A 3,825-nucleotide genomic window follows, 5' to 3' on the forward strand; every position below is an offset into this window, starting at 1 on the left:
GGCACTCCCCGTGGAGGGGCGTGCCGGCGCCGCCCGTTCCCGTTTCCGTCCGGAAGCGCCGGGTCCGGGCCCGGGCTCCCGGAACCCTCCGGTGCCGGGGTCGTGCGCCGCGACCGTTCCGCCCCCGTCCGGTGCCCGGGGCGTGTCTCCCGACGCCGGCCGAACCCCGGGCACGGCTTCTCCCCGGGTTCTCCCAACCGCTCTCCCGGGGCCTCCCCGGGGCCTCCCCGGGGGGCTCCGGGTCTTCACCGATGCGAAGTGCGCGGGGGCGCATGCGCCGGGGCGCGTTCAACTGACGATGCAACAATAATGAGCAGCACAACCGGGTTTGGACATCGGATGATCTTGATGGATTTCCCGGGGGCGTGGCGACACAGGGGGTCAACGCTATACCGTGATGACGCACCGTACCCATCTGGTACATGCCGGGGGCATCTCCTGTCCGTCCCCGCGTGCGCCGCGTCCTACCCAACGGCGCGGGTGGCCGGGGCAGCCGGGGCGGCTCCGGAACCCTTTCCTCCTGCCACTCCCCCATACAGCCCCGCCTAAGGAAAGACACGCATGCTGTTAGAGCTATCGGCCGCCGTGCTGGCGGGCGGCGCGGGAACGGCGGCGGTACTGACACCGCTGTTGCTCCGCGACCGTCGTCGTGCCGGCAGGGCGGAACGTTCCGGCCGGCTCACCCGCAACGAGCTGTACCACCTGGCTCGTGCCCGGGTCCCGGCCGTCGCGGCGTCGGCCCGCGGGACCGGCGGGGGACAGCCCATCCCCGGTCCCTCCCGACCCGACATCGAGGGCACCGAACTCGAGCAGGCCGCGCGCGCCGTGCTGGAGGCGGTCCACCACGAGGTGGCCCGGATCGTGGCCGACGCGGAGGCCGCCCGTCGGGCCGCGGTCGAGGAGGCGGCGACCGCCCGTCGGGCCGTGGCCGAGGAGTTGGCCGAGGCCCGTCGTGTGGCCGAGTCCGCGGGCGCCGGTGCCGACGAGACCCTTCAACAGGTCACCGAGGAGGCCGCGCGGGAGGCGGAGAACGCCACCCGCAGCGCCCTGCGCGGGGCGATGGCACCGGTCACCGCCCAGTTGCACCGGCTCCAGGCCCAGCTCGACGCCCTGTTGGTCAAGCACGAGCGCAGCCAGCAGGTCGCGGGTGTCCTCCTCGAACTCGACCCGCTGGTCGCCCAGGCGCTGCGCCGGGCCCAGGCCACGCTCGTCCTCGCGGGCGACTGGCCGGGTCGGCAGCGGGTGGACGCGCCGGCGCTGGACGTGGTGCGGGCCGCCACCGGTCGCATCGCCGACGGGCACCGCCGGGTGCACATCATCGGCGAGCCGACCATCGCGGTCACCGGCCGCGTCGTGGAACCGGTGGTGCTCGCCATCGCCGAACTCCTCGACAACGCCGCCCGGCACAGCAGTCCGGCGTCCCGGGTCGAGGTCCGCTTCCGCTCCGACCACCACGGCCTGTCGCTGCTGGTGGACGACGGCGGCGTGGGGCTCACCCGGGAACTCGAGGAGCAGGCCGAGGAGGTGCTCAGCAAGGGCCACGACGTGCGGCTGACGGAGCTTCCCGCCCCGCTCGCCGCCGGATGGGCCGTGGTGGGTCTCCTCGCACGTCGTTACGGCTTCCGCGCCTCCGCGGTGCCGGACGGCTCCCCGTACGGCGGCACCCGCATGGTCATCCACCTCCCCAACGAGTTGCTGACCCCGCTGCCCATGGACGAGGAGGAGATCGGCGTCCCGCCGCAGGCTCCCGCCCCGCCCCAGGCATCCGTCCCGCCGCAGGCCTCCGCCCCGGCTCCGGCGCCCGCTCCGGCTCCGGCGCCCGCTCCGGCTCCGGCGCCCGCTCCGGCTCCGGCGCCCGCCCCGGCTCCGGCGCCCGCGCCGGCCCGGGAGCCCGCGCCCGTCGCGGAGGAGGAGTACCCCGCCGAGCCGCTGCCCACCAGGCGCGCGGCCCGGCTCGTCGCCGAGACCCGGGCCGACGAGGGCTGGGGGGCGGAGCACCACGCCGCGGCGGACCGGTTGGAGCGGCGCGAGCGTCCGGAGCCCGCGGAGCACCGCGGCGCCCCGGGCGGGTACGGCGCCGGGGGCTTCGACCACACCGTCCCCGGCGAATTTTCCGAGGAGGACGAGGAGTTGACCCCCGGCGGGCTGCCCCAGCGCCGTCGGCGCCGGCACGCCGCTCCCGAGGAGTCGGCCGGATGGCACACGGCCGCGCCGCGGCCGGCCGCCGGACCGCCCTCGCGGCTCGGCGCCGCCGGAGAGGCCGCCCGTGCCTTCCGGGCCGCCTTCTCCGGCGAGGCGGGCCCGAACACGCCGACCCCACCGACCCCCCGTACGCCCGGTGATGACGAGGTGAGCACCACATGAAGTCCGCCAGCACGACCTCGCTAGCGAGTCTGGGATGGATCCTGGACGAGCACATCATGACCCAGCCCGGGGTGCGCAGCGCACTCGTGCTGACCGCGGACGGCCTGCCGGGCGCGGTCTCCCGGGACCTGGAGCGGGACCTCGCCGAGCGCACCGCCGCCTCGGTCTCGGGCCTGCAGTCCCTGGGGCGGGCGGTCGCCGAGTTCGCCGGCTGCGCCGGTGAGCAGCACGAGTTGCTGATGATCCAGTACGGCGGAGGCTGCCTGCTCATGATGGCCGCCGGCGAGGGCACCTACCTCGCGGTCGCCACCGATCCGGACGCGGACATCAGCATCATCACCGGCGAGATGGCCCGTGCCGTCTCGCGCCTCGGCAGGGAGTTGGGCGTCGCACCCCGCGGCGGAGCGGCATGAATCCCCCGCCGCGACGCCCCGGCCGCGACGCCGGGCTGGTCCGCCCGTCCACCATCACGGGCGGGCGGACCGCGCCGAGCCGCAACACCATAGACCACGCCACGTTGGTCCTGCCGCCGCCCAATCCCCCCGAGCAGACGGATCTCGGTCCCGAGCAGTTGCGGGTGCTCCGCCTGTGCGAGCCGGGCGTGCTCTCGGCCGCCGAGATCAGCGCCCATCTCAACCTGCCGATCAGCGTGCTGACGATTCTGATCAGCAACCTCAAGGACTCGGGCCACGTCACCACTCGTTCGCCCGTCCCGCCCGCCGCACTGCCCGACCGGCAGCTCCTGGAGGAGGTGCTCAGTGGACTCCGTCGTCTCCGCACCTGACCTGTCCCGTTCACCCGACCCGTCCGCGCCCTCCGGCCCGATCCGGCCGACCGGGTCGACGACGGAGACGGGCCGCCCGCGCCCCGCCTACCTGCAGGGGCACGAGGAACCCGCCAAGATCCTGATCGTCGGCGGTTTCGGCGCCGGCAAGACCACCCTCATCGGAGCCGTCTCGGAGATCGAGCCGCTGCGCACCGAGGAGGAGATGACCGCCGCCTCGGTCGGTACCGATGACCTGGCCGGTCTGCCGCAGAAGCGCTCCACCACCGTGGCCATGGACTTCGGTCGGATCACCCTGCACGGCGACCGCCGTGACATGGTGCTCTACCTCTTCGGCGCCCCCGGTCAGAGCCGTTTCCTGCCGCTGGCGGGCGACCTGGCCCGCGGCGCCCTGGGCGTTCTGGTGCTCGCCGACACCCGACGCCTGCGCGACTGCTTCCCCGCCCTGGACCTGGCCGAGGACCTCGGCCTGCCGTACGCGGTCGCGGTCAACGCCTTCCCCGACTCCCCGGAGCACCCCGGCACGGAGCTGCGGACGGCGTTGGACCTGGACGAGAACACCCCGCTGACGACCTGTGACGCCCGACAGCGGGACAGTGTCCTGGACGCCCTGATCACCCTGGTGCAACACCTGCTCACGCTGCGACCGGAGCCCGCGAGATGAACCGACCCCCGTC

4 protein-coding genes are annotated in these 3,825 nt (G+C 74.6%); all 4 read left to right on the forward strand.

Features of this window, described 5'->3' with window-relative positions:
* Positions 1 to 561 precede the first annotated feature (561 nt).
* The 4 genes from FNQ90_RS15475 to FNQ90_RS15490 all read left to right on the forward strand — a co-directional run bounded on the left by FNQ90_RS15475 (position 562) and on the right by FNQ90_RS15490 (position 3,812).
* Complete coding sequence (locus FNQ90_RS15475; protein ID WP_182606919.1) at positions 562 to 2,364, forward strand: ATP-binding protein; 1,803 nt, start codon at positions 562 to 564, stop codon at positions 2,362 to 2,364.
* On the forward strand, positions 2,361 to 2,777 hold the full coding sequence (locus FNQ90_RS15480) for a roadblock/LC7 domain-containing protein (RefSeq protein ID WP_143617693.1): 417 nt from the start codon (positions 2,361 to 2,363) through the stop codon (positions 2,775 to 2,777). Before FNQ90_RS15475 ends, FNQ90_RS15480 begins: the two co-directional genes overlap by 4 nt.
* On the forward strand, positions 2,774 to 3,148 hold the full coding sequence (locus FNQ90_RS15485) for a DUF742 domain-containing protein (protein ID WP_143617695.1): 375 nt from the start codon (positions 2,774 to 2,776) through the stop codon (positions 3,146 to 3,148). Before FNQ90_RS15480 ends, FNQ90_RS15485 begins: the two co-directional genes overlap by 4 nt.
* A gap of 91 nt (positions 3,149 to 3,239) precedes the next feature.
* Positions 3,240 to 3,812, forward strand: coding sequence for a GTP-binding protein (locus FNQ90_RS15490; RefSeq protein ID WP_143617708.1), 573 nt, complete (start codon positions 3,240 to 3,242; stop codon positions 3,810 to 3,812).
* Positions 3,813 to 3,825: the final 13 nt, after the last annotated feature.

The organism is Streptomyces alkaliphilus, assembly GCF_014141535.1.
GTDB lineage: Bacteria > Actinomycetota > Actinomycetes > Streptomycetales > Streptomycetaceae > Streptomyces > Streptomyces alkaliphilus.